Genomic DNA, 25,710 nt, shown 5'->3' with positions numbered 1-25,710 from the left:
GGCGCTTTCAGCGTGATGGGTGCGCGCGTAACGCCGCGGCGCACCGCTCCACCACCTGATCCATCGGGCCGTTGATATCGACGGTGATGACATCGGTTTCCGTTTCACCCGGTTCTTCCAGCGCATCAAACTGGCTTTGCAGCAATCCGGTCGGCATAAAATGCCCGGCGCGCGCCTGATGGCGCTGCAGAATCACCTCGAAGCTGCCTTTCAGGTACAGGAACACCATGCCGTCGTTGCCTTCGCGCAGCCGGTCACGGTAGCGCTTTTTCAGCGCGGAACAGACGATAATGCCGGTTTCATTTTTATGCAGCAGGCTGTAGGCGGCGTCGTTCAGGCGCTCCAGCCAGGGGGCGCGGTCGTCGTCGTTGAGCGGCTGACCGCTGGCCATTTTCTGGATGTTGGCTCTGGGATGCAGATCGTCGCCGTCGATGAATTTGGCGTTGATTTCCCGTGCCAGCCGGGCGCCCACGCTGGATTTCCCGCTGCCGGAAACCCCCATCAGAATAATACTTTGTCCTGACATAATTTGATCTCTATCCCAAACTGTAAATTAAATGCTTCGTACCGGTTTCAGACTTTAACATGTTACCGGTATCATGATACCGGTAACATCGTGCGTTGTGATGTACATCACACGGGTTAAGCGCTACCCGAACGCCTGACTCTACTGTAGCGAAGGCACGCCCGAAACACCGGGAGAATTCGCAAAACACAAGAAAATCCCCCCTGTCGTTGCCCGACTCGCGCAGGCAGGGGTTGCCGGAGATCGTTATGCCACTCGTGATTGTCGCTGTGGGTGTCGCACTGCTGCTGGTGCTGATGATCCGCTTTAAACTGAACGGCTTTATTGCACTGATTCTGGTTGCCCTGGCCGTGGGCATCATGCAGGGAATGCCGGTGCAGAAGGTGATGACGTCCATCAAGAACGGGGTGGGCGGCACGCTGGGCACGCTGGCCTTGATCATGGGCTTCGGCGCCATGTTGGGGAAACTGCTGGCGGACTGCGGCGGCGCGCAGCGTATCGCCACCACGCTGATTAATCGCTTCGGTCGCAAACATATTCAGTGGGCGATTGTGCTGACCGGTTTTACCGTCGGCTTCGCGCTGTTCTACGAAGTGGGTTTCGTGCTGTTGTTGCCGCTGGTGTTTAGCATTGTGGCGTCGGCGCGTATTCCGCTGCTGTATGCCGGCGTGCCGATGGCGGCGGCGTTGTCCGTCACCCACGGCTTCCTGCCGCCGCATCCGGGGCCGACCGCCATTGCCTCGTTGTTCCACGCCGACATGGGCAAAACGCTGCTGTACGGTACGCTGTTGGGGATCCCGACGGTGATTCTGGCCGGCCCGGTTTACGCCCGCTTCCTGAAGAAAATCGACAAGCCGATTCCGGAAGGGCTGTATAACCCGAAGCAGTTCACCGAGCAGGAGATGCCGAGCTTTGTCGTCAGCGTGATGACCGCGCTGGTGCCGGTGATTCTGATGGCGCTGCGCGCCGTGGCGGAAATGGTATTGCCGAAGGGACACGCGTTGTTACCGTATGCCGAGTTCTTCGGCGACCCGGTGATGGCGACCCTGATTGCGGTGCTGATCGCTATTTTCACCTTCGGCCTGAACCGTGGCCGCAGCATGGATGAGGTGATGGGCACCATTACCGACTCGATTAAAATCATCGCCATGATGCTGCTGATCCTCGGCGGCGGCGGTGCGTTTAAACAGGTGCTGGTCGACAGCGGCGTAGACAAATACATCGCCGGGATGATGAACGGTAGCAGCGTGTCGCCGTTGCTGTTGGGTTGGCTTATCGCCGCCGTGCTGCGTCTGGCGCTGGGGTCCGCCACGGTGGCCGCGCTGACCGCAGGCGGGATTGTGGCGCCGATTATTGCCACCAGCGGCGTCAGCCCGGAGCTGATGGTGATCGCGGTCGGCTCCGGCAGCGTGATTTTCTCCCACGTTAACGACCCCGGCTTCTGGCTGTTCAAAGAGTATTTCAACCTGAGCATTCCGGAAACGCTGAAGTCGTGGTCGGCGCTGGAAACCATCATCGCGGTGTGCGGTTTGGTCGGCACCCTGCTGCTGAGTTACGTGGTGTGATGAACGTAGGTTGGATGTAGCGGTTTGCTCTCAGTCTTCGCTTCGGCAGGGAGACTGAGAGCGTCTGCGGTTACAGTTTCAGATAGGCCCGAATGCCATCAAGGAACATTTGGGTGGAAAGCATGACCAGCACCAATCCCATCAACCGTTCCAGCGCGTTGACGCCCTTGTCGCCCAACAGGCGCAGGAACAGATTCGACAGCAGCAGCACGACAACCGTGATACCCCAGGCGATGAATAGCGCCAGCGTCAGGTGCGGCATTTGATTCGGGTACTGGTGCGAGAGTAGCATCAGCGCGGCCAGAATCGACGGCCCGGCCACCATCGGGATAGCCAGCGGCACCAGAAACGGCTCGTCGCCGGCGGGCAGACCGCTGGTAAAGCCTTCCTGCGTCGGGAAAATCATGCGGATGGCGATCAAAAACAGCACGATACCGCCGGAAATGGAGACGGTTTCCGTGCGCAGGTTCAATATCGCCAGAATCTTCTCGCCGGCGAACAGGAATACCAGCATCACCCCCAGCGCGATGATCATTTCCCTAATCAGCACCACGCGCCGCCGTTTGGGATCCAGGTGCTTCAATACGGACATGAACACTGGCAGATTGCCGAGCGGATCCATAATTAACAACAACAGTACGGTTGCCGAGATCATTTCAGTCATGGTGGCGGTAAGCTCCTCTCATCCCCAGCCTTTTGCCAGACACATTAGGCGTGTTGCTGAAAACGCCTGAGTCATCGAATAAATTCACTTGCGACTTCTGATACATTTTGTAAGGTTGACAGTCATCACTTTAAACTTATGCTCCCTGCCTGAAACGGCAGTCGGATTGCTTTTTGTCACCCCCAGGCAGGACGGTTACCATGAAAAATGTTGGTTTTATTGGCTGGCGCGGTATGGTCGGTTCGGTACTCATGCAGCGCATGGTGGAAGAACGCGACTTTGATTTAATCCGCCCGGTATTCTTCTCTACGTCTCAGCACGGCCAACCGGCGCCGGCGCTGGGCGGCCAGCAGGGTGTCCTGCAGGATGCCTACAATCTGGAAGCGCTGCGCGCGCTGGATATCATCATCACCTGTCAGGGCGGCGATTATACCAACGAAATCTATCCAAAGCTGCGTGAAAGTGGCTGGCAAGGATACTGGATCGACGCAGCATCGTCTCTGCGAATGAAAGATGACGCGATTATTATCCTGGACCCGGTCAACCACGGCGTGATCAAGTCCGGTCTGGATAAAGGCATCAAAACCTTCGTCGGCGGCAACTGTACCGTCAGCCTGATGCTGATGTCGCTGGGCGGCCTGTTCGCCAACGATCTGGTGGAGTGGGCGTCTGTCGCCACTTATCAGGCGGCATCCGGCGCGGGCGCGCGCAACATGCGCGAACTGCTGGTGCAGATGGGCCAACTGAATGCCGAAGTGGCTGCTGAACTGCGCGACCCGGCTTCCGCCATTCTGGATATCGAGCGCAAAGTGACGGCGCTGTCGCGCGGCGGTCTGGATGTGGAAAACTTCGGCGTGCCGCTGGCCGGCAGCCTGATTCCGTGGATCGACAAACAGCTGGAAAACGGCCAAAGCCGCGAAGAGTGGAAAGGTCAGGCGGAAACCAACAAGATTCTGAACACCGCCAGCACTATTCCGGTGGACGGTCTGTGCGTGCGTATCGGCGCGTTGCGCTGCCACAGCCAGGCTTTCACGCTGAAACTGAAGAAAGATGTGTCGATTCCGGAAATCGAGCAGATGCTGGCAACCCACAATGACTGGGTGAAAGTGGTGCCGAACGACCGCGAGATCACCATGCGCGAACTGACCCCGGCCGCCGTGACCGGTACGCTGTCCACGCCGGTGGGCCGTCTGCGCAAACTGAACATGGGCCCGCAGTACCTGTCCGCCTTCACCGTCGGCGACCAACTGCTGTGGGGCGCTGCCGAACCGCTGCGCCGCATGCTGCGCATCCTGCTGTAATCATTGCCATACGAGGCGCGCCAGCACGGCGTGCCTCGCCTTGGTTTCTGCTTTTCCCCCAAATCTCGCCCGTTGCGTCCTACTGATTCACACGCCATATTGCGCTGCGTCACGATAGCCGTTGCGGCGCGCGGCATAATGGGGCGACCCGAGCGGCGACGTCGCCGGGGATTCTTTTCGCTTTTCTGTGAGGCCGACATGCAACGACTGACGATTTCTCTGGATGACCCGCTGGCCGAGGCGCTGGACGCGTTGATGCTGCGTAAAGGCTATGCCAACCGGTCGGAAGCGTTTCGCGATATGCTGCGGCGTGAGCTGGGCGAAATGACGGTGGCGCAGGATAAAAACGCGGAATGCGTGGCGGTGCTGAGCTATGTGTACGACCATCACGAACGCCAACTGTCGAGCCGACTGGCCGGCATGCAGCATGAGCATCATCACCTCACCGTGTCCACCATGCATACCCATCTGAGCCATGACGAGTGTGTGGAAACCGTGATTCTGCGCGGGCCGACCGAGCGGGTGGAACAGTTCGCCGCGTCGGTCATCGCCCAGACCGGCGTGCGTCACGGCCGATTGAACCTGATCCCGATGGATCATGCCGCCAATGGCGCGGAACCGGAAAAGCACAAATAATCAGCGGTCTGGTGGGGGGAGCCGCAGGTTGTGGCGTGGCGTTGGCAAAATATCCTGCGCTTCGGCCTCTGCCTTGAAACCGGTGGTGTCGAAGAAATAACCTATCGGGATTCATTAACTTCATGAATTATAATAAATATAAAATATTTACATCTCGCGATAATACATAACGCTTGCATTCGTTCCGGATGAATGCGTTAATGGTGTCACGGTTTGTTAGTCAGACCTATTTATGCAAAGCATTTTACTAAAGCAGTCCTCAGTCCAAGCGTTATCCTCGATATCACTTCCCCTGAATCTCTTTTTTTCTTGCTCATAAGTATTTCCTGCAATGCAGACCTATATTGCCCTCTAACGGGCTGGAAAAAATTACGAGGTAATATAATGTCTAATAAAATGACTGGTTCAGTAAAATGGTTTAACGAAACTAAAGGTTTTGGCTTCATCACTCCGGCAGACGGCAGCAAAGACGTGTTCGTTCACTTCTCCGCCATTCAGAGCGATAGCTTCAAAACTCTGTACGAAGGCCAGAAAGTTGAATTCGTTATCGGCAACGGCCCGAAAGGTCCTTCCGCTGAAAACGTTGTAGGGCTGTAATTCCCCGGGTAATCATCGCTTACGATAGCGAAGATGGCGTTAGCCGGAGCAGTTAAGCTGATGTGATACCCAGGTCTGCCTGAGAGCGGCTTCCCCACAAGGGAAGCCGTTTTTTATTATTGGCATACTGAAACGCCTGAACAGGTGTAGTAAATAATGAGCGGTTTCGGCCGCGAATTTATCCCACCCGCAGCGGCACTCGTACCCGCACGCGGGTAAAGTGTTCCGGCTCGCTGGTGACGGTGATGCCGTAGTGATGGCCGTAACGCGCCTTGATGCGCCGGTCCACCAGATTCATGCCCAGCCCGTCGCCGCCGTTGCGCGGGTGATAAGTCCCGGCGTTGTCCTCCACCGTCAGCTCCAGCATGTTGGCGTGGGTGCGGGCGTCAATGCGCAAATGGCCGTTGTCCAGCATTTGGGAGATGCCGTGCTTGATGGCGTTTTCCACCAGCGGCTGCAGGGAAAAGGCCGGTAGCCTGGCGGCCCTGAGCGACGGCGGAATGGCAATGTCCACCGTCAGCAGATTGGCGAAACGCGCCTTTTCGATTTCAAGGTAGGCGTCGACATGCTCCAGCTCATCGCTGAGAGCCACTTCGTCACTGCTGCGCTTGAGGTTTTTGCGAAAGAAGGTGGATAGCGACAGCACCAACTGACGCGCCTGATCCGGGTTGCGGCGAATAATCGCCGACAGGGTATTGAGGGCGTTGAACAGGAAGTGCGGGTTGACCTGAGCGTGCAGCAGTTTGATTTCGGACTGCGCCAGCAATTGTTTCTGTTGCTCAAAACGGCCGGCGAAAATCTGGGCCGACAGCAGGTGACCGATGCCTTCCCCCAGCGTCCGGTTGATGCTGGAGAATAGCTTGTTTTTCGGTTCATACAGCTTGATGGTGCCGATCACCCGCTGTTCTTCGCCGCGCAGCGGTATCACCAGCGTGGACCCAAGCTTACAGTGCGGTGAGATGGAACAGTTGAAGGGCGCTTCGTTGCCGTCGGCGTACACCACCTGATTGTGGTCGATGGCCTGATGGGTGAACGGCGAGGTGATCAGCGAGCCGGCCGTGTGGTGATCGTCGCCGGTACCGACGAACGCCAGCAATTTTTCCCGATCGGTGATGGCGACCGCGCCGACGCCCAACTCTTCATACAGGATGCGCGCCACCCGCATACTGGTTCTCGGATTAAATCCTTCCCGCAGCGCCCCTTCGGCGCGGGCGGCAATCTGCAACGCCCGGGCGGAAAACGCCGACGTGTATTTCTCGAACATCGCCCGCCGGTCCAGCAGGATGCGCATGAACATCGCCGCCCCGACGCTGTTGGTGATGATCATCGGCAGCGCGATGCTTTTGACCAGCGTCAGCGCGTCGCCGAATGGCCGCGACAACAGCAGGATGATGCTCATCTGCAACACTTCCACCAGCAGGGTGGCGGCGGCGATGACCAGCGGCTGGAACAGCAGATCGACGCGATGGCGGCGGGTCAGGTAGCGGTGCAGCAGGCCGCCGGCCAGCCCTTCCGCGATAGTGGAAACCATACAGGCCAGCGCGGTCATGCCGCCGAGGGAATAGCGATGCAAACCGCCGGTCAGCCCGACCAGCACCCCCACCGACGGCCCGCCCAGTACGCCGCCCAGCAGCGCGCCGATGGCGCGGGTATTGGCGATGGAATCGTCGATATGCAGGCCAAAATAGGTGCCGAGGATGCAGAACATCGAGAAGGTCAGGTAGCAGATCAGTTTATGCGGCAGGCGGATGGTGACCTGCGTCAGCGGAATAAACAGCGGAGTTTTGCTCAATAGATAGGCAATGACCAGATAGACGCATGTTTGTTGCAGCAATGACAGAATCAGATCGATTTGGCTTATCATAAGCAGTACACCTCCCTGTTGATGCATCCGATTTTACCCGTCGCGGTCGAACAATCTCCGGACAGGATCAACATTCGCTAACACTATGATTAATTATTTTTTCTTATAAGTCTTTGGCGCAAAAATTTATCCATAATCTCAAATGTTTTCTCTTTTCTTGACTAAGCTGAATCTTAGGTTTGTCTGAAAAATGCTTCGCAGGCTCAGCGAGTGCTGTGAGGTGTTTTCTGTTCGGGTGCGTTTTCTTTTTTTATGGGGTCAGGCTGGTTCCTTTTCTGTTATTGACGCAGGGCATTTCCCTATCCACAAGAATGCCGAAGAAATGATCTGTCTCTTTAACATGCTTAACTTATTCAGATGGTTAATTCAGAGGATGGATGCCATGTCAGGGTTTTCTGATCAGAACATTATTAATCTCCTTTTTTCCGGCCATTACGCCGATCCTTTTGCGGTACTGGGTATGCATGACACCGCCTCGGGGCTGGAAGTGCGCGCGCTGCTTCCCGATGCCAGCGACGTGCACGTGGTGGACGCACACAGCGGACGTAAAGTGGCGGACCTGCAATGCCGGGACCCGCGCGGTTTTTTCTCGTCGGTGCTGCCCCGCCGCAAAAAGCCGTTCAGCTATCGGCTGGCGGTGACCTGGCAGCAGGATACGCATGTTATCGATGACCCTTATCGTTTTGGCACGCTGTTGCAGGAGCTGGATATCTGGCTGTTGGCGGAAGGGCGCCATTTGCGGCCGTTTGAAACGCTGGGCGCGCATCCGACTACGTTGGATGGCGTCGATGGCACCTGTTTTGCCGTCTGGGCGCCGAATGCCCAGCGGGTGTCGGTGGTGGGCGATTTCAATTTCTGGGACGGTCGCCGCCATCCGATGCGTCTGCGGCGCGAAAACGGCGTGTGGGAGCTGTTTGTGCCGGGCGTCGGGCCGGGTCAGCTGTACAAGTTCGAGATTATCGACTGTTACGGCAATGTGCTGGTGAAGTCCGACCCCTATGCGTTCGAGTCGCAGATGCGCCCGGATACCGCGTCGGTGGTCGGCCGTCTGCCGCCCGCGTTGCCGGTGGATGAAGCGCGGCAACACGCCAACGATCTGCAATCGCCGATTTCCATTTACGAGGTGCATTTAGGGTCATGGCGGCGGCACACCGACAATAATTTCTGGCTCAGCTACCGCGAGCTGGCGGACCAACTGGTGCCGTACGTGAAAGAAATGGGATTTACCCACGTTGAACTGATGCCGGTGCATGAGCACCCGTTTGACGGCAGCTGGGGCTATCAGCCGCTGGGGTTATACGCGCCCACCCGTCGTTTCGGTTCGCCGGACGATTTCCGCTATCTGGTGTCGGCCTTTCATGAGGCGGGCATCAATGTGCTGCTGGACTGGGTATCCGGCCATTTCCCGGCGGACAGCTACGGGCTGGCGCGTTTTGACGGCACCGCGCTGTACGAATACGCCGACCCGAAAGAAGGCTACCACCAGGACTGGAACACGCTGATTTATAACTTTGATCGCCACGAAGTGCGCAACTATCTGGCGGGTAACGCGTTGTACTGGACGGAGCGCTTTGGCGTCGACGGGCTGCGGGTAGACGCGGTGGCCTCGATGATTTACCGCGATTACAGCCGCCGCGACGGGGAATGGGTGCCGAACTATTTCGGCGGCAAGGAGAATCTGGAGGCGATCGGCTTCCTGCGCTACACCAATCAGATGCTGGGGCAGCATCATGCCGGCGCGGTCACCATCGCCGAAGAATCCACCGATTACGCCGGGGTGACGTTGCCGCCGGAGCATGGCGGGCTGGGTTTCCACTACAAGTGGAACATGGGCTGGATGCATGACTCGCTGGCCTACATGCAACTGGACCCGGTACACCGCAAATACCACCACGACCTGCTGACCTTCGGCATGCTGTACGCCTATAGCGAAAACTTCGTGCTGCCGCTGTCGCATGACGAAGTGGTGCACGGCAAGCGCTCGTTGCTGGATAGGATGCCCGGCGACGCCTGGCAGAAGTTCGCCAACCTGCGCGCCTACTACGGTTTCATGTGGGCGTACCCCGGCAAGAAGCTGCTGTTCATGGGCAGTGAATTTGCGCAGGGGCGGGAGTGGAACCATGACACCAGCCTGGACTGGCATCTGCTGGATGAGGAGGAAGGCTGGCACGCCGGGGTGCAGCAACTGGTGCGCGACCTCAACCACTGTTACCGCCAGCATCCGCCGCTCTATCAGTGCGACTACCTGCATCAGGGCTTCGAATGGGTGGTGGTGGACGACCGGGAAAACTCGGTGTTCGCCTTTATCCGGCGTGATGTCGACGGCAACGAAATGCTGATTATCAGCAACTTTACGCCGGTGCCTCGGGACGGCTATCGCGTCGGCATCAACCAGCCGGGGCAGTGGCGCGAGGTGCTTAATACCGACTCCTGGCATTACCACGGCAGTAACCTTGGCAATCAGGGACTGGTGCGCAGCGAAACGGTGGGTAGCCATTCCCGGCCGCAGTCGCTGGTGCTGACGCTGCCGCCGCTCTCCACCTTATATCTGGTGAAGGAGGCGTAATGGCTGAGCTGCTGGCGGGTCGCCCGCGACCATTAGGCTCTCATTTCGATGGCGAAGGCGTGAACTTCGCCTTGTTCTCATCCGGGGCGTCGCGGGTGGAATTGTGTATTTTTGACGGCCTGCGGGAGCAGCGTTTGCCGCTGACGGCCCGCACTGGCGATATCTGGCACGGTTATCTGCCGGACGCTCAGCCGGGCTTGTGCTACGGCTATCGCGTCGATGGCGCGTTCGAGCCGCGACGCGGGCTGCGTTTCAACGCCAATAAGCTGTTGCTTGACCCTTGCGCCCGGCAGATGGACGGCTGGGTGGTGGATGACGAGCGGCTGCACGGCGGTTACGACCAGCCCGACCTTTCCGACAGCGCCGAAGTGATGCCGCGCAGCGTGGTGGTGGACGAACATTACGACTGGCAGAACGACCGGCTGCCGCGCACCCCCTGGGGGCAGACGGTGCTGTACGAAGCCCACGTGCGCGGGTTGACCCGTCGACACCCCGGTATTCCGGCGGCGATACGCGGCACCTATGCCGCGCTGGCTCACCCGGTGATGCTGGATTATCTGACGCAACTGGGCGTGACCGCGCTGGAGCTGATGCCTATCCACCAGCATGCCGACGAGCCGCGTCTGCAATCAATGGGCCTGCGCAATTACTGGGGCTACAACACGCTGTTGCCATTTGCGGTGGACAGCAGCCTGGCGGCGAGCGATGACCCGCTCAACGAGTTCCGCGACGCGGTGCGTGCGCTGCATCAGGCCGGTATCGAGGTGATTCTGGATGTGGTGTTTAACCACAGCGCGGAGCTGGATGTAGACGGCCCGACCCTGACGCTGCGCGGTATTGATAACGCCAGCTACTACTGGCTGACGGAGAACGGCGATTATCACAACTGGGCGGGGTGCGGCAACGTGCTGCGGCTTGAGCATCCGGCGGTGCTGCATTGGGTGATCGAGTGTCTGACGTTCTGGCGCGAGGTCTGCCATGTGGATGGTTTTCGTTTTGATCTGGCGACGATTCTGGGACGCCTGCCGGATTTTTCTTCCGCCGCTCCGTTCTTTACGGCCCTGCGCAATCACCGCTCGCTGCGCGACTGCAAATTGATTGCCGAACCCTGGGACATCGGTCCCGGCGGTTACCAACTGGGGCAATTCCCGGCGCCGTTCGCGGAGTGGAACGACCGCTTCCGCGACGACATACGCCGTTTCTGGCTGCATGGCGATCTCCCCGTTGGGGTGCTGGCCCGTCGTTTCGCCGCCTCCAGCGAGGTGTTTGAGCGCGGCAGCCGGCAGCCCTGGGCGTCGGTCAACATGCTGACCTCTCATGACGGTTTTACCCTGCGCGATCTGGTGTGTTTCAACCACAAGCACAACGACGCCAACGGGGAGCAAAACCGGGACGGCACCAACAGCAATTTCAGTTTCAACCACGGGACCGAGGGGCTGGAGGCGGATGAGGCGACACAGGCGCGGCGGCGCGTCAGTCAGCAGGCGCTGCTGACCACGCTGCTGCTGTCGCAGGGAACGCCGATGCTGCTGGCGGGCGATGAATTCGGCAACAGCCAGCAGGGCAACAATAACGCCTACTGTCAGGACAACGCGCTGGCCTGGTTGCATTGGGATCAGGCGGATGACGCGTTGCTCGCGTTTACGTCCGGGTTGATCCGGCTGCGCCGGTCTATCCCTGCGTTGCAGCGGGGGCGCTGGTGGCGTGACGGCGAGAACGACGTGCGGTGGCTGAATGCGCAGGGAGAGGCATTAACGCCGTACGAATGGGAACAGGGAGCACACCAGTTGCAAATCCAGCTTTCCGAACGCTGGCTACTGTTGATCAATGCCACGCCGCAGGAATGTGATTTCTCCCTGCCGGAAGGGGAATGGCGGGTTGAGCCGCCGTTTAGCGCGGCCGACCATCCACTCGATGGGCGGGTCTGGCGCGGGCAGGCGAATGCGGTGTGCGTACTGGTAAAACAATAATAAGGAGCCTGACATGGTGAGTACTGACAAACACGATCCTCTGATGCTGGCCAGACAATTGCCCCTAAAATCCGTCGCGCTGATTCTGGCGGGCGGGCGAGGTACCCGACTGAAAGATTTGACCGCATACCGCGCCAAGCCGGCCGTACACTTTGGCGGTAAGTACCGAATTATCGATTTTGCTCTTTCCAACTGCCTGAATTCCGGTATCCGCCGGATTGGCGTCATTACTCAGTATCAGTCGCACACGCTGGTGCAGCACATCCAGCGCGGCTGGTCGTTCCTGAATACCGAGATGAACGAATTTGTCGATTTGCTGCCGGCGCAGCAACGACACGATGAAAACGATCACTGGTATCGCGGCACCGCCGACGCCGTGTGCCATAACCTGGATATTATCCGGCGCTATCGGGCGGAATACGTAGTGATTCTGGCCGGCGACCACATCTACAAGATGGATTATTCCCGCATGCTGCTGGACCACGTGGAGAACGGCGCCGAGTGCTCGGTAGCCTGTATCCCGGTGCCGATTAAAGAGGCGCACGCCTTCGGCATCATGAGCGTGGACAAGGATAACCGCATCGTCAGCTTTGAAGAGAAACCCGCCAAACCGACGCCGATGCCGGATAACCCGGACATGGCGCTGGCCAGCATGGGGATCTACGTGTTCAACGCCGACTATCTCTACCGGCGGCTGGAAGAAGACGTGTGCACCTCGGACTCCAGCCACGATTTCGGCAAAGACCTGATCCCGAAAATCGTGGCGCAAGGGCATGCCTGGGCGCACCCCTTCACGCTCTCCTGCGTTACCTCCTCGGACAACGCGCCGCCTTACTGGCGGGACGTGGGAACGCTGGAGGCCTACTGGCGCGCCAACCTCGATCTGGCTTCGGTCATGCCGGAACTGGACATGTACGACCACAACTGGCCGATTCGCTCGGCGATGGCGGCCTTGCCGCCCGCCAAATTCGTGCAGGACCGCTCCGGCAGCCACGGGCTGACCATGAATTCGCTGGTTTCCGGCGGGTGCATCGTCTCCGGCTCGGTGGTAACGCACTCGGTGCTATTTCCGCGGGTGCGAATCAACTCCTTCTGCAGCATCGATTCGTCGGTGTTGCTGCCGGATGTCAAAGTGGGACGCTCATGCCGTCTGCATCGCTGCATTGTCGATCGCGCCTGCGAAATTCCGGAAGGCATGGTGATCGGCGAGAACGCCGAGGATGACAACCGTCGCTTTTATCGTTCCGAAGAAGGGATTGTGCTGGTGACGCGCGCCATGCTGGCCAAACTCAAACCTTAGCCGCGATGCCCGGCCGAGGGCGGCCGGGGGATTGATGCCGCCGCGCCAGAGACGAGGCGGCTACGGGAGACAAGATGCGGGTATTACATGTGTGTTCAGAGCTGTTCCCCCTGCTGAAAACCGGGGGACTGGCGGATGTGGTGGGGGCATTGCCCGGCGCGCAGATCGCCGCGGGGATGGATGTGCGGGTGCTGTTGCCGGCGTTCCCCGACCTGAAAAAAGGCATCCCGGATGCGCAGGTGGTGCGGGAACTGGATACGTTTGGCGGTCGTGTCACGCTGCGCTACGGTCATTACAACGGCGTGGGCATCTACCTGATCGATGTTCCCCACCTGTATGAACGGGCGGGCAGCCCGTATCACGACACCTCTTTGTTTGCCTATTCGGATAATTTTCTGCGCTTCGGTCTGCTGGGTTGGATGGGGGCGGAAATGGCCAGCGGCGTCGATCCGTTCTGGCGGCCGGACATCGTGCACGCCCACGACTGGCATGCCGGTCTGGCTTGCGCTTACCTGGCGGCGAAAGGTCGACCGGCAAAATCGGTATTTACCGTCCATAATCTGGCTTATCAGGGATTATTTGATGCCCGTCACATGTCGGAGCTGCGGTTGCCGCCGGAGTCCTTCAGCATGTACGGGCTGGAATTCTACGGTCAGATCTCGTACCTCAAAGCCGGGCTGTACTATGCGGATCACATCACCACCGTCAGCCCGACCTATGCGCATGAGATCACTCAGACGGAATACGGCTACGGGCTGGAGGGGTTGCTGAAGTCGCGGGAAGACGCCGGTCGTCTGTCCGGCATCCTCAACGGCGTGGATGACGAGATCTGGAACCCGGCGCACGATTCGTTGCTGACCGCCACCTATAGCCGCGATGAGCTGGCGCGCAAGGCGGATAACAAACGGCATCTGCAAACGGCGATGGGGCTTAAGGTGGATGACCGGGTGCCGGTGTTCGCCATCGTCAGCCGTCTTACCAGTCAGAAGGGGTTGGATATCGCGTTGCAGGCCGTGCCGGGTTTGCTGGAGCAGGGCGGGCAACTGGTGGTGCTGGGGGCGGGCGACGCCACCCTGCAGGAAGGTTTTCTGGCGGCGGCGGCGGAGTATCACGGCCGTGTCGGCGTTCAGATCGGTTATCACGAAGCGTTCTCGCACCGCATTATTGGCGGCGCGGATGTGATTATGGTTCCTAGTCGGTTCGAACCCTGCGGTTTGACTCAGTTGTACGGCCTGAAATACGGCACGTTACCGCTGGTCAGGCGCACCGGCGGGCTGGCGGATACAGTGGCAGATTGCTCGCTGGAAAATCTGGCCGATGGCCTGGCGAGTGGTTTTGTGTTCAGCGATTGCAATACAGCGTCGCTGTCGCGGGCGATTCGTCGGGTCTTTGTGTTGTGGTCACGCCCTTCGCTCTGGCGTTATGTACAGCGTCAGGCAATGGCAATGGATTTTAGTTGGCAGGTTGCTGCCCAGGCCTATCGTGCGCTTTATCAACGTCTGTGGTAGTACGCATCAGTGGGAATGACATATGAACTCTCCATTTATCTACAACTCACCTACGCTTAGCGTAGACGCGCTGAAACACTCCATCGCTTACAAGTTGATGTTTACCGTAGGCAAGGATCCCAGCATCGCCAGTAAACATGACTGGCTGAATGCCGCGGTGTTGGCCGTGCGGGATCGCATGGTAGAGCGCTGGCTGCGTTCCAATCGCGCGCAGTTATCGCAGGATGTCCGGCAGGTTTACTACCTGTCGATGGAATTCCTGCTGGGACGCACGCTGTCCAACGCGCTGCTGGCGATGGGCATGTTTGACGATCTGAGGGACGCGCTGGAAGCGATGGGCCTGGATCTAAACGAGCTGCTGGAAGAAGAGGACGATCCGGCGCTGGGCAACGGCGGTCTCGGACGGCTGGCGGCCTGCTTCCTCGACTCGCTCGCCACTATGGCGCTGCCGGGGCGCGGTTATGGCATCCGTTACGAGTACGGTATGTTCCGGCAGAACATCGTCGACGGCAGGCAGGCGGAGTCGCCGGATTACTGGCTGGAATACGGTAACCCGTGGGAATTCGTCCGCCACAGCACCCGTTACAAAGTGCGTTTCGGCGGTCGTATCCAGCAGGAAGGCAGTAAAACCCGCTGGCTGGAAACCGAGGAGATCATCGCTTGCGCCTATGATCAAATCATCCCCGGCTTTGATACCGACGCCACCAACACCCTGCGGCTGTGGGCGGCGCAGGCCAGTAACGAAATCAACCTCGGTAAGTTCAATCAGGGCGACTATTTCGCGGCGGTGGAGGATAAAAACCACTCCGAAAACGTGTCGCGCGTGCTGTATCCCGACGATTCCACCTATTCCGGCCGTGAGCTGCGTTTACGTCAGGAGTACTTTCTGGTCTCCGCCACGGTGCAGGATATCCTCAGCCGCCACTGGATGATGCACAAAACCTACGCCAATCTGGCGGAAAAATTCGCTATCCACCTCAACGACACCCACCCGGTGCTGGCGATTCCGGAACTGATGCGCCTGTTGATCGACGAGCATAAGTTCAAGTGGGACGCCGCCTGGGAAGTGGTCACCAAGGTGTTCTCCTACACCAACCACACCCTGATGGGTGAGGCGCTGGAGACCTGGCCGGTCGACATGATGGGCAAAATTTTGCCGCGCCATCTGCAACTGATTTTCGAAATCAACGACCGTTTTCTGGACGACGTGCAGGAACGTTTCCCGAACGACAACGATTTGCTGACGCGGGTGTCGATCGTGGATGAAACCCACGGGCGCAAAGTGCGCATGGCATGGCTGGCGGTGATCTGCAGCCATCAGGTGAACGGGGTGTCCCAGCTGCATACCGACCTGATGGTGCAGTCGCTGTTCGCCGACTTCGCCCGGCTCTATCCGGACCGTTTCTGTAATAAAACCAACGGCGTTACTCCGCGGCGCTGGCTGGCGCTGGCGAACCCGTCGCTATCGAAAGTGCTGGATGACACCATCGGCAAAACCTGGCGCACCGATCTGAGCCAACTGGCGGACCTGAAGCCGCACATTGATTTTCCGGCCTTCCTGCAGAAAGTGCGTAAGGCCAAACAGGAAAACAAAAAGCGGCTGGCGATCTACATCGCTCAGCATCTGGATGTGGTGGTGGATCCCAGCGCGTTGTTTGATGTGCAGATCAAGCGTATTCATGAGTACAAACGTCAGCTGCTCAACGTATTGCACCTGATTACGCTTTATAACCGCATCAAGGATGACCCGAATCTGGATCGCGTACCGCGCGTCGCCATCTTTGCCGGCAAGGCGGCATCCGCCTACTACATGGCCAAGCACATCATTCACCTGATCAACGATGTGGCCAGCGTGGTGAACAATGACCCGGAGGTGAAAGACAAACTGAAGATCGTTTTCATCCCCAACTACGGCGTCAGCCTGGCGCAAATCATCATTCCGGCGGCCGACCTGTCGGAACAGATTTCGCTGGCGGGCACCGAGGCTTCCGGCACCAGCAATATGAAGTTTGCCCTGAACGGCGCGCTGACCATCGGCACGCTGGACGGCGCCAACGTCGAAATGCGTGAACGGGTGGGGGAAGAGAATATCTTCATTTTCGGCAACACCACGGAACAGGTGGAAGAACTGCGGCGTAACGGTTACAACCCGCGTGAATTCTACAATCAGGACGAGGAGTTGCACCGGGTGCTGACGCAGATCGCCACCGGCGTGTTCAGCCCGGATGAACCGGGCCGCTATGCCGACCTGTTCGATTCGCTGGTCAATTTCGGCGATCACTACCAGTTGCTGGCGGATTACCGCAGTTATGTGGATAGCCACGACAAGGTGGACGATGTCTACCGCGACGAGGACGAATGGACGCGCCGTACCCTGCACAACATCGCCAACATGGGCTATTTCTCCGCCGATCGCACCATTCAGGAATACGCCGACGACATCTGGCATATCAAGCCGATACGGTTGTAGGTCGATTGGATGGTGTAACTGGATGTGCAGTTAGGCTGTAGACAAACAGCGCTGTTGTTTTGTGATTGGCGATTTATGTCGGAGTAGTGTGAGGTTTCGTGCTTGATGACATCGGTTATTCCTTTGCGACATCATCGCATGCACGACAAGGAGAGGTTCAAACGCCACCTCTCCTTGACCTCTGGCTGAGGGCTAAACTGTGCCGCTGGCGCGGTGCCTTCGGCAATCGTCTTCGCAGTTCGGGCCGCCCGTGACGTGCTCCCAGCACGACACGGGCTTTCACCGCGTCCATGCGGCTCACCCGGCGAAGCCGCTAGCCTCAGCACAGTTTTTGACGCCGAAAACGCCTTCGTTTTGTATCGAGTGAGGTCAATAGAAACGGCTTCCATAAGGAAGCCGTTTTTCTTTGGGATTAACCGGCCTTGGCTAACTGACTGCGGTAGTTTGCCAGCCATTCACTAATACGCTGCTGTTGGGCGTCATCCAGCCACATGCCCAGTTTGGTGCGGCGCCAGATAGCGTCTTCCAGCGACACCACCCATTCGTGCTCCACCAGATAACGCAGCTCGGCTTCGTACAGGGTATGGCCGAAATGTTCACCCAGATCGCTCAACGCCTGCGCGTTGCCGAGTATTTTCTCGCTCTGGGTGCCGTAGGTGCGGCTGTAGCGACGTGCCAGCGCTTCCGGCAGATTGTAGCGGCGGCGCAGCAGGGCGGCGTAGTCTTCGCGGCTGCCGCTGATATCGCCGCCGGGCAGAATGGCGCGGTTGGTCCACGCCTGGCCCGCCTGCGGGTAGTATTTCGCCAGCTTGTCCATGGCGTGTTCCGCCAGCTTCCGGTAGGTGGTCAGCTTGCCGCCGAACACCGACAGCAGCGGCGCCTTACCGCTTTCATCCGCCACTGACAGCGTGTAATCGCGGGTGATGGCCTGCGGTGAATCCGACTCGTCGTCGCACAACGGACGCACGCCCGAGTAGCTCCAGACGATGTCGTCGCGCGTCAGCTGCTTTTTGAAGTGGTCGTTGTATACGTCCAGCAGGTAACGAATTTCGTTGTCGTCAATCTTCACCTGATGCGGATCGCCGTGGTACTCCACATCGGTAGTGCCGATGATAGAAAACTCATCCTGCCACGGGATCACAAACACGATGCGGTGGTCTTTATTCTGCAGAATGTAGGCCTGCTCTTCCTGATGTACGCGCGGAACGACGATATGGCTGCCTTTGATCAGTCGGATGCCGTACGGCGACGGCAGCGCCAGACCATCGTCAAAGAACTGGCGTACCCACGGGCCGGTTGCGTTGACCAGGCCTTTCGCCTGCCAGCGATGCGTCTCGCCGCTCAGCGCGTCTTCGGCTTCCACCACCCACAGGCCGTTTTCTCGGCGGGCGCGGGTGACGGTCATGCGCGTTTTCACCTCGCCGCCGCGGCGTACGACTTCCTGCGCGTTCAGCACCACCAGACGGGCGTCGTCCACCCAGCAGTCGGAATATTCGAAACCGCGCGTCAGTTCCGGTTTCAGCACCGATTCACGGCCGAATCGCAGCCCGTGGCTGGACGGCAGGCTGACGCGTTTGCCCAGATGGTCGTACATGAACAGACCGGCGCGAATCATCCAGGCCGGACGCAGGTGCGGCTGGTGCGGCAGGCGAAAACGCATCGGGAAAATGATGTGCGGCGCCATTTTCAGCAGCACTTCGCGTTCGGACAGCGCTTCCCCCACCAGCCGGAACTCATAGTGTTCCAGATAGCGCAGGCCGCCATGAATCAGCTTTGAGCTGGCGGAGGAGGTGGCGCAGGCCAGATCCTGCGCTTCCAGCAACAGAACGGACAGTCCGCGCCCGGCGGCATCCGCCGCGATGCCGGTACCGTTAATGCCTCCGCCGATCACGATCAGATCTTTGGTTTCCACGTTTTCTCCTCCGCCACGTCAAAAGCCGTCATATTCGTTAAAAGCTATTAATGTCGTTAAAAGCAATAATGTTCGTTTTCGCTCACGATATTAATCGAAAACAAACATGTTAGCCAAGCGTTAACCAATTAAAAACATTTGCGCGTGATGTAGCTAACAGTTTCGCGCCTGATTTAATTAAAGATAACCTGTTCGGCACGGGTGATCTGGGGGGTTTCCCTGCCGCGCGCGCCCGGTTGTTCGCGATATCCCTGTGGTTTATCCGGTCTATCGGCGCGATGAGTGGGTTACAATGCGCGCAATGTAATGCAAGGCATACCATTCGGTAACCACCACCCTTTATCAGGCAATATGAGGCAGGCAATGGAGCAGTTTGAGGCAATCGATATTGAGCAGGCGCATCAGCGCTGGCAGCAAGGCACTGTGCTGGTGGATATTCGCGATCCGCAGAGTTTCGGCGGTGCCCACGTGCCTGGCTCGACCCACCTGACCAACGAAACCCTGTCGGATTTTGTGCGCGGCGCCGATTTCGAACAGCCGGTGATGGTGATGTGCTATCACGGCATCAGCAGCCGTAACGCGGCGAATTACCTGATAAGCCTGGGTTTTGAGGCCGTATATAGCGTGGATGGCGGTTTCGACGCCTGGCAAACGCGCTTTCCGCAGGATGTGGCGGCGGGATGACGGTGAACCGGTGTGGCGCGCGAGGCGCCACACCGGCTTGATTACCGGACTTCAATCGGTTTTTTGACGAACAAGCCGTAGCTCAACGCCCCCAGCATCAGCAAACCCGCCCCCAGAAAGAAAACATTGGTGAACATCCCGGTGGCGTCCAGAATCACCCCGGTAATAATGGGCGCGCTGGCTGCCCCGAGAAAACCGCCGAAGTTCTGAATGGCGCCAAGTGACGCCACCTGCTCTTTGGGAGCAATGTCGGTCGCCAGTGTCCAGATGACGCCGGAAGGCAACTGCGAGCAGAAATATCCCAGCGATAACAGCAGAATGGACATCGAGGTGTTGCTGACGAAAGGAATCGGCGCAACAAAGCAGGCCGCCAATGCTGCTCCCAGTACGATAGGGATCTTACGGGCGGTGATGGTGTTGACGCCGCGGCGAATCAGCCGATCGGAGATAGCACCGCCACACAGCACGCCGAGAATGCCGGCGAGGAACGGAATGGAGGCAATCCAGCCGGTCTGTTTCAACGTGAAGCCGAGGGATTTTTCCAGATAGCCCGGCAGCCAGGTCAGATACACCCAGATGGTAAACATGATGGAGAAATTACCCAGAATCATGAACCAGGTGGTTTTATGCCGAAACAGCGCGCCCCAGCCTGGCTGGCTTTTGGCCGCCTCATCGCCGGACGCCGGCGCCGCCGCTGTTGTTCCGGCATGAATGTCGCGCTCTTCGGCCGCGGTCGGTTCGCGGTAAAACTTCAGCCAGACCAGCAGCAGCGGTATGCCCGCCAGGCCGATGGCGATAAACATGCCGCGCCAGCCCAGCGTCAGCAACAGTACGGTCAGAATCGGCGGCGCCACGGCGTTGGCGATCTGCGAGCCGGTATTGATGATGGCGGTCGGCAGGCCGCGTTCGCGGGCGGAAAACCAGCGGTGGGTGATTTTAATGCCCGAGGTAAAAAAGGGCGACTCGGCGATACCCAGCAACATGCGCAATCCATAGAACATGGAATAGCCGTTGATGAATCCGGCCAGCACGGTAAAGGTTGACCACAACCCCACTGCGCCGGAAAACATTTTTTTCGGCCCCAGTTTGTCCACCAGCCAGCCGGCCGGCAGGTTGGCGAGCGCATAAGGCCACAGGAAGGCGGAAAGCAGCATGCCCATCTGGGTGGCGCTGAAACCGAACTCTTTAGCGATGGTGGTATTGGCGATACTCAAGTTGGCGCGGTCAAGGTAATTGATGATCGCCGCCATTAACAGAATGAAAATGATTCCCCAGCGTAAGCGGGTAATCGGCGAGGTGGTTATAACCGTATTATCTTGTAAGGTAGAGGTGGCGTTTTTCATAATAATCAGCAATCCGTAAATAAACTGATGTGAATTTTAATCACCGCTTTGCGAATAAAAGACGGGCCTCGGCTTTGACAGCATGGCCGGTGCAGATCTTCCGGAAAGAAAACGGCAAACATGCCTGGTGTTAATGAAATAAAGCTTTCGTTTTGAGTATTGCGATAAAAGACAATATCGTGGTGCTCGCTTTTGTCTTCAATCACAGTATTGCTGCGGCTGCCGCGTGCGACGCCGATGGTTTCTTCCCCCTGTAATAAATATTGGATATCGACAAAATTAAAATGTGATTCCGCCAGCCGTTCCTCGGCAGGTTCTGTGGTGAACTCTTGTAATAAGCAGAACATTTTTCCGGGAATAATGTCGTATTTCCCCGTCGCCATCACGGCAAAGTCGGTCGTGGAAATATAATCGATGGCCTGATGAATAATCGGATGTGTTGCGTATTTCTCCCGACTCCAGTCTTGTTGATCGCAAATAATCATAGCGGGTTATTCCTGGTGAATGACAAGAGCATGCCATTAAGCCGGCAGGTGGAAATAAAGGCGTTATTTCCACTCGCCGGACAATACGCCTGACGGCGGTGACGTTATCGTTACTGAATTTTTTTCTGGTAGTGTTCCGTTCCCTGACGAATCTGATCCAGGATCACCGTCAAGGCCCAGAATTTCTCCAGCACATTGTCCCCGGTCACCCGGCAGTGATCGTGTTCAAAGGTGCCGAGGCGCTGATGGTAGATCTTGGCGTTTTTGGGGTAGCCCAGCGTTTCGGTGACCGCCGCCAGCGACAGAAAGGTCGCCAGCTCCTGCGCCAGTTCCGGCTGCTGCCGGCTTTGCGAATACAGCCACTGATACAATTCCGGGTGGAAGTTGGTGAACACGCCGCTAAAGCCTTTGGAGCCGGCGCGCATCGCCGGAAAAGCGATGGCGGCGTTGGCGTTGATGATATTCAGCGGCGTGCCGGCGGTGAGTTTTACCCGGCGTTCTACCGTTGGCAGGTCGCAACTCACGTCCTTGAGCACCACAAAGCGGCCGCTGTTGGCGCAGTGCATCAGTTCTTCATCCGTCAGCAGGCGGCGATACGGCGCCGGACATTCGTATAGGCCGAGCGGCAGTGTCGCCGGCAGCGCCGCCAGCAACGTGTCCAGCGTACTGAAGAATGTCGCCGAGCCTTGGTTTTTCGGGTCCAGATGATTGGTGACCAGCACCAGCGCGTCGATGCCGGTTTCCGCCATCGCCTGCAGTTCGGCAATCTGCTCGTCGATAGCGTCGCTGATGTGGCCGGATGCGATCACCGGCACGCGTCCCGCTACGGTGTCTACGACGAAACGAGCCAGATCCACGCGCTCCTGCAGGCTGAGGAACAACATTTCGCTGGACTGGCAGACGGCGAACAGCGCGTCCACTCCTTTGTCCAGATACCAGTCAATCAGTTTCGCCAGACCGGGGTAGTCGATTTCGTTTCTGGTGTTAAACGGGGTCAGCATGACGGGAATGATGCCTTCGATGCTCTTCATTCTTTTTCTCCTTGCCCGAAAATCTGTTCGGGGTGTTTAAAAATAAGGTGTGGGTAAATCAGCGTTGCGCCAGCCGGTTCGTCACCTGCTGATGGGTTGGCATATTGGCGGCGCCTTCCCGTTCGACCGCCAGAGAGGCGAACGCATTGGCATAGGTGGCGGCCTGCGCCACGCTCTGTCCGGCGGCCACGGCGGCGGCGAATGCGCCGTTGAAGGCATCGCCGGCGCCGGTGGTATCCACGCTGACGGCGGGAAAGGCTGGAATATGCTGGAATTGCTGACCGTCAAACAGCAGGGCGCCGTTGGCGCCCATGGTGATGATCACCCGTGCGGCGCCAAGAGCGTGGATTTTCTGCGCGGCTTGTCTGGCACTGTCCAGGCTGTTGATCTCAATACCGGACAGTAATGAGGCTTCGGTTTCATTCGGGGTGATGATATCCACATAATCGAGGCAGGATAAAACATCGTCGGAATAAGGGGCCGGATTCAGGATAATTTGCGTGTCGAGCGCCCTGGCCAGCTTCATGGCGCTTAGCGTAGCCGGGAAATTATTTTCCATTTGCAGCAGCAATACGTCCGCGTCTTCCAGCTCGGGCATGATTTCGGCAATTTCTTCATCGGTCAGCGTTTTATTGGCGCCGGAATAAATGGCAATCATATTTTCGCCATTTTGCAGCGAGACATAAATAATCGCGTTGCCGGTCGGTTCCGTGTCGGACTGATATAATTTAAATGAGTGAATGGCGGATTTTGAAAGATGTTCGTAAGCAAAATGACTGAATTGATCTTTCCCGACTTTGGAAACAAAATGCACTTTCGCACCGGCCATACTGGCGGCCATTGCCTGATTGGCGCCTTTTCCTCCTGGCCCCAGTGCGCTGCCTTGCGCCAGTAACGATTCTCCGCCTTTGGGAAAACGCGCGACCCTGGCGACAATATCCACATTAAACGAGCCAAGAATACAGACTTTACCTTTCATGGTTTTATCCTTTTTTCGTATGCTTTTATTTCTTACCTGATTTTTTATTTTCTTTAACAGGACCTCAAAATCTTTTCCGGTTTCGGTAATAAGCTGAGATTGCAGGCTGCGGCGAATAATAATGGCGCCGCCGTGGCAACGCTGAATCAGTTGTTGCCGGGCCAGGGCATTCAGATCACTGCGTATGGTTTCTCTGGTGACAGAGAAAATAGCGGCCAGATATTCCACGCTGGCGCGATCGTATTGATCCAGATATTCCAGAATCTTGTTTCTACGCTCTTCAAGAAACATACCCTTAACACCTCTTAAATGAGAGTAATGGAGCCTCCCTGGTTGAAAAGTGACCGCGATCATAGGATGTCGGACAAAACGGAAGTAAACAAAAATCCGCAGTACACCCGCCGGGCGGCAAGGGAGCCTGTCATGACGAATGCCCGAGAGATGTGAAAGCCATCACATCCAAACGGAAATAGCGGGGGTTATGAACGGTTATTGCGCTGCGCTCCGGGCGGTAAATGTTTTAGAATCGAAGACATAAATTCATTGGCGGGAAGCGTTGGGCTATTGTCATGATCCGAATTGTTGCGTTATCCAATCCGCGTCTGGCGCAGGCGTTTGTCGACTATATGCATACGCACCAGGTGCGACTGGTTGTCCGCATCAACGGCAGCGAAGTGGATATCTGGCTGCCGGATGAGAGCCAGCAGGAGCGGGTGAAACAGGAACTGGCGCGCTTTCTGCAAGAACCCTGGCATGAACGCTATCAGGCGGCCAGCTGGCAGAACGGCACTACCGACAGCGGGCTGCGTTACCCGTCGTTTTCCTACCTGCAGACGCTGCGCCAGCGCGCGGGGCCGTTGACGCTGGCCGTGCTGGTGGTCGCCATCGCCGTCTACCTGCTGATGCAGGCCTACGGCGTCGAGCGCATGATGGTGCTGCTAGCCTTTCCGGACAGCACGCAGACTCTGCAGCTCTGGCGCTGGTTCAGCCACGCGCTGCTGCATTTCTCGCTGTTGCATCTGCTGTTCAACCTGATGTGGTGGTGGTATCTCGGCGGCCCGGTGGAGCGTGTGCTCGGCACCCGGCGCTTGTGCGTCATTCTGTTATTGTCATCTGCGCTCAGCGGTTGGGTGCAGTCCTGGTTCAGCGGTGTCTATTTCGGCGGCCTGTCCGGCGTGGTGTATGCCCTGATGGGGTACGTCTGGCTGCGCGGCGAGCGTGAGCCGGATGGCTCGCTGCATCTTCAGCGTGGTTTGATGGCGTTTGCGCTGGTGTGGCTGGTGGCGGGCTATTTCGATATTTTGGGCATGTCGATCGCCAATGCGGCGCATGTCGCGGGACTGGTCATTGGCTTGCTGATGGCATGGTGGGATACACGCAACAGACACCGTTAATGCCATCATACCGTTTACCGAAATCCGAATGAGTGGCAGAAGGGCGCGCAGTGGCTACTGCATGGCCGTGCGTTGTTTTGCCTGCGAGGCGCGGTTTCTTAATTGGCCGGCATGACGGCATGCCGGTGTTTGAGGGGATCAATGTGAAGCAAACACAGCGGCACGACGCCATTATCGATTTGGTGCGTCGGCAGGGATACGTCAGTACCGAGGAGCTGGTGGAGCATTTTGCGGTCAGCCCGCAGACCATTCGCCGCGATCTGAACGATCTGGCGGAACAGAACAAGATCCATCGTCATCATGGCGGAGCGGCGTTGCCCTCCAGTTCGGTTAATACCGCCTATCACGATCGCAAAATGATGTGGTCTGATGAAAAAGCCAGGATTGCGAGGCAGGTCGCCAGCCAGATTCCGGATGGTGCTACGCTTTTTATTGATATCGGCACCACGCCGGAAGCGGTGGCCCACGCGTTGATGAACCATAAAGATTTGCGGGTGGTCACCAACAACCTGAATGTGGCGACGCTGCTGACCGCCAAAGAAGATTTTCGCCTGATTCTGGCGGGCGGCGAGGTGCGCAGCCGGGACGGCGGCATCATCGGCGAAGCCACGCTGGATTTCATCTCTCAGTTCAGGCTCGATTTCGGCATTTTGGGAATCAGCGGTATTGATATGGACGGCTCGTTGCTGGAGTTTGATTACCACGAGGTACGCACCAAGCGGGCGATTATCGAAAACTCCCGCTGCGTGATGCTGGTGACGGACCATTCGAAGTTCGGCCGTAACGCTATGGTCAATTTGGGTAACATGGATTTGATCGACTATCTTTTTACCGATCAGTTACCACCGCCCAGTGTGCTGAAAATCATCGAACAACATAAGGTACAGTTGGAGTTGTGCTGATCCCGACGTGCCT

General features: G+C 57.7%; 20 protein-coding genes. 12 read left to right on the top strand and 8 right to left on the bottom strand.

Translation table 11 applies throughout. From position 1 onward, the window contains the following. Positions 1–7: 7 nt before the first annotated feature. Positions 8–526 carry a gluconokinase gene (locus CPA59_RS21000; protein WP_033569420.1) on the bottom strand — a complete coding sequence of 173 codons (519 nt, stop codon included), beginning with the start codon at positions 524–526 and terminating at the stop codon, positions 8–10. A 248-nt stretch (positions 527–774) separates the two neighbouring features. On the opposite strand from CPA59_RS21000, the gene gntT reads away from it, so the two are divergent. Continuing rightward, a complete protein-coding gene (gntT, locus tag CPA59_RS20995; protein WP_038664809.1) occupies positions 775–2,091 on the top strand; it encodes a gluconate transporter in 1,317 nt (438 codons plus the stop codon). Positions 2,092–2,161: 70 nt separating this feature from the next. Here gntT and CPA59_RS20990 read toward each other — a convergent pair whose 3' ends face one another. Next, positions 2,162–2,755 carry a YhgN family NAAT transporter gene (locus CPA59_RS20990; RefSeq protein WP_012768001.1) on the bottom strand — a complete coding sequence of 198 codons (594 nt, stop codon included), beginning with the start codon at positions 2,753–2,755 and terminating at the stop codon, positions 2,162–2,164. Between the two features lie 200 nt (positions 2,756–2,955). Here CPA59_RS20990 and asd point away from each other — a divergent pair, with 200 nt between their 5' ends. The 3 genes from asd to CPA59_RS20975 all read left to right on the top strand — a co-directional run bounded on the left by asd (position 2,956) and on the right by CPA59_RS20975 (position 5,289). Next, a complete protein-coding gene (gene asd / locus CPA59_RS20985) occupies positions 2,956–4,056 on the top strand; it encodes an aspartate-semialdehyde dehydrogenase (RefSeq protein WP_038664817.1) in 1,101 nt (366 codons plus the stop codon). 198 nt (positions 4,057–4,254) lie between these two features. Further along, entirely contained in the window at positions 4,255–4,692 is a 438-nt protein-coding gene (nikR, locus tag CPA59_RS20980; protein ID WP_038920468.1) for a nickel-responsive transcriptional regulator NikR, read from the top strand. Between the two features lie 384 nt (positions 4,693–5,076). Further along, positions 5,077–5,289 carry a cold shock domain-containing protein gene (locus tag CPA59_RS20975; RefSeq protein ID WP_013319797.1) on the top strand — a complete coding sequence of 71 codons (213 nt, stop codon included), beginning with the start codon at positions 5,077–5,079 and terminating at the stop codon, positions 5,287–5,289. A 178-nt stretch (positions 5,290–5,467) separates the two neighbouring features. Here CPA59_RS20975 and CPA59_RS20970 read toward each other — a convergent pair whose 3' ends face one another. Then, on the bottom strand, positions 5,468–7,153 hold the full coding sequence (locus tag CPA59_RS20970; RefSeq protein ID WP_038920466.1) for a sensor histidine kinase: 1,686 nt from the start codon (positions 7,151–7,153) through the stop codon (positions 5,468–5,470). A 382-nt stretch (positions 7,154–7,535) separates the two neighbouring features. Here CPA59_RS20970 and glgB point away from each other — a divergent pair, with 382 nt between their 5' ends. The 5 genes from glgB to glgP all read left to right on the top strand — a co-directional run bounded on the left by glgB (position 7,536) and on the right by glgP (position 16,967). Continuing rightward, on the top strand, positions 7,536–9,719 hold the full coding sequence (gene glgB, locus CPA59_RS20965; RefSeq protein ID WP_107760640.1) for a 1,4-alpha-glucan branching protein GlgB: 2,184 nt from the start codon (positions 7,536–7,538) through the stop codon (positions 9,717–9,719). Continuing rightward, positions 9,719–11,689, top strand: a complete 1,971-nt coding sequence (glgX, locus tag CPA59_RS20960) for a glycogen debranching protein GlgX (protein ID WP_100850253.1) — start codon at positions 9,719–9,721, stop codon at positions 11,687–11,689. The genes glgB and glgX overlap by 1 nt, the downstream gene beginning before the upstream one ends. 13 nt (positions 11,690–11,702) lie before the next feature. After that, positions 11,703–12,989, top strand: a complete 1,287-nt coding sequence (glgC, locus tag CPA59_RS20955) for a glucose-1-phosphate adenylyltransferase (protein ID WP_038920463.1) — start codon at positions 11,703–11,705, stop codon at positions 12,987–12,989. Positions 12,990–13,063: 74 nt separating this feature from the next. Further along, complete coding sequence (gene glgA / locus CPA59_RS20950) at positions 13,064–14,497, top strand: glycogen synthase GlgA (protein WP_107760638.1); 1,434 nt, start codon at positions 13,064–13,066, stop codon at positions 14,495–14,497. 22 nt (positions 14,498–14,519) lie between these two features. Further along, the gene (glgP, locus tag CPA59_RS20945) at positions 14,520–16,967 is read left to right on the top strand and encodes a glycogen phosphorylase (RefSeq protein ID WP_038920461.1); all 2,448 of its coding nucleotides are present in this window, start codon (positions 14,520–14,522) and stop codon (positions 16,965–16,967) included. Between the two features lie 412 nt (positions 16,968–17,379). Here the strand turns inward: glgP and glpD are convergent, their stop codons facing one another. Then, a complete protein-coding gene (glpD, locus tag CPA59_RS20935; protein ID WP_038664843.1) occupies positions 17,380–18,879 on the bottom strand; it encodes a glycerol-3-phosphate dehydrogenase in 1,500 nt (499 codons plus the stop codon). A 363-nt stretch (positions 18,880–19,242) separates the two neighbouring features. Between glpD and glpE the strand changes: the two genes are divergently transcribed. Beyond that, complete coding sequence (gene glpE, locus CPA59_RS20930; RefSeq protein ID WP_049854241.1) at positions 19,243–19,563, top strand: thiosulfate sulfurtransferase GlpE; 321 nt, start codon at positions 19,243–19,245, stop codon at positions 19,561–19,563. Between the two features lie 41 nt (positions 19,564–19,604). Here glpE and CPA59_RS20925 read toward each other — a convergent pair whose 3' ends face one another. The 4 genes from CPA59_RS20925 to rbsK form a co-directional block, all read right to left on the bottom strand. After that, on the bottom strand, positions 19,605–20,906 hold the full coding sequence (locus CPA59_RS20925; RefSeq protein WP_038920459.1) for an MFS transporter: 1,302 nt from the start codon (positions 20,904–20,906) through the stop codon (positions 19,605–19,607). 5 nt (positions 20,907–20,911) lie between these two features. Beyond that, positions 20,912–21,391, bottom strand: coding sequence for a YhcH/YjgK/YiaL family protein (locus CPA59_RS20920; protein WP_049854240.1), 480 nt, complete (start codon positions 21,389–21,391; stop codon positions 20,912–20,914). A 110-nt stretch (positions 21,392–21,501) separates the two neighbouring features. Further along, positions 21,502–22,422 carry a dihydrodipicolinate synthase family protein gene (locus CPA59_RS20915; protein ID WP_038920455.1) on the bottom strand — a complete coding sequence of 307 codons (921 nt, stop codon included), beginning with the start codon at positions 22,420–22,422 and terminating at the stop codon, positions 21,502–21,504. Between the two features lie 58 nt (positions 22,423–22,480). Beyond that, complete coding sequence (gene rbsK / locus CPA59_RS20910) at positions 22,481–23,692, bottom strand: ribokinase (protein ID WP_038664858.1); 1,212 nt, start codon at positions 23,690–23,692, stop codon at positions 22,481–22,483. Positions 23,693–23,970: 278 nt separating this feature from the next. Here rbsK and glpG point away from each other — a divergent pair, with 278 nt between their 5' ends. After that, on the top strand, positions 23,971–24,795 hold the full coding sequence (glpG, locus tag CPA59_RS20905; RefSeq protein ID WP_039692860.1) for a rhomboid family intramembrane serine protease GlpG: 825 nt from the start codon (positions 23,971–23,973) through the stop codon (positions 24,793–24,795). Between the two features lie 143 nt (positions 24,796–24,938). After that, on the top strand, positions 24,939–25,697 hold the full coding sequence (locus CPA59_RS20900) for a DeoR/GlpR family transcriptional regulator (protein ID WP_012768014.1): 759 nt from the start codon (positions 24,939–24,941) through the stop codon (positions 25,695–25,697). Positions 25,698–25,710 lie beyond the last annotated feature (13 nt).

The organism is Dickeya sp. Secpp 1600 (assembly GCF_003049805.1).
GTDB classification, from domain to species: domain Bacteria; phylum Pseudomonadota; class Gammaproteobacteria; order Enterobacterales; family Enterobacteriaceae; genus Dickeya; species Dickeya fangzhongdai.
The sequence above is the reverse complement of the archived record's forward strand: the minus strand, read 5'-3'. Positions and strand labels throughout refer to the sequence as shown.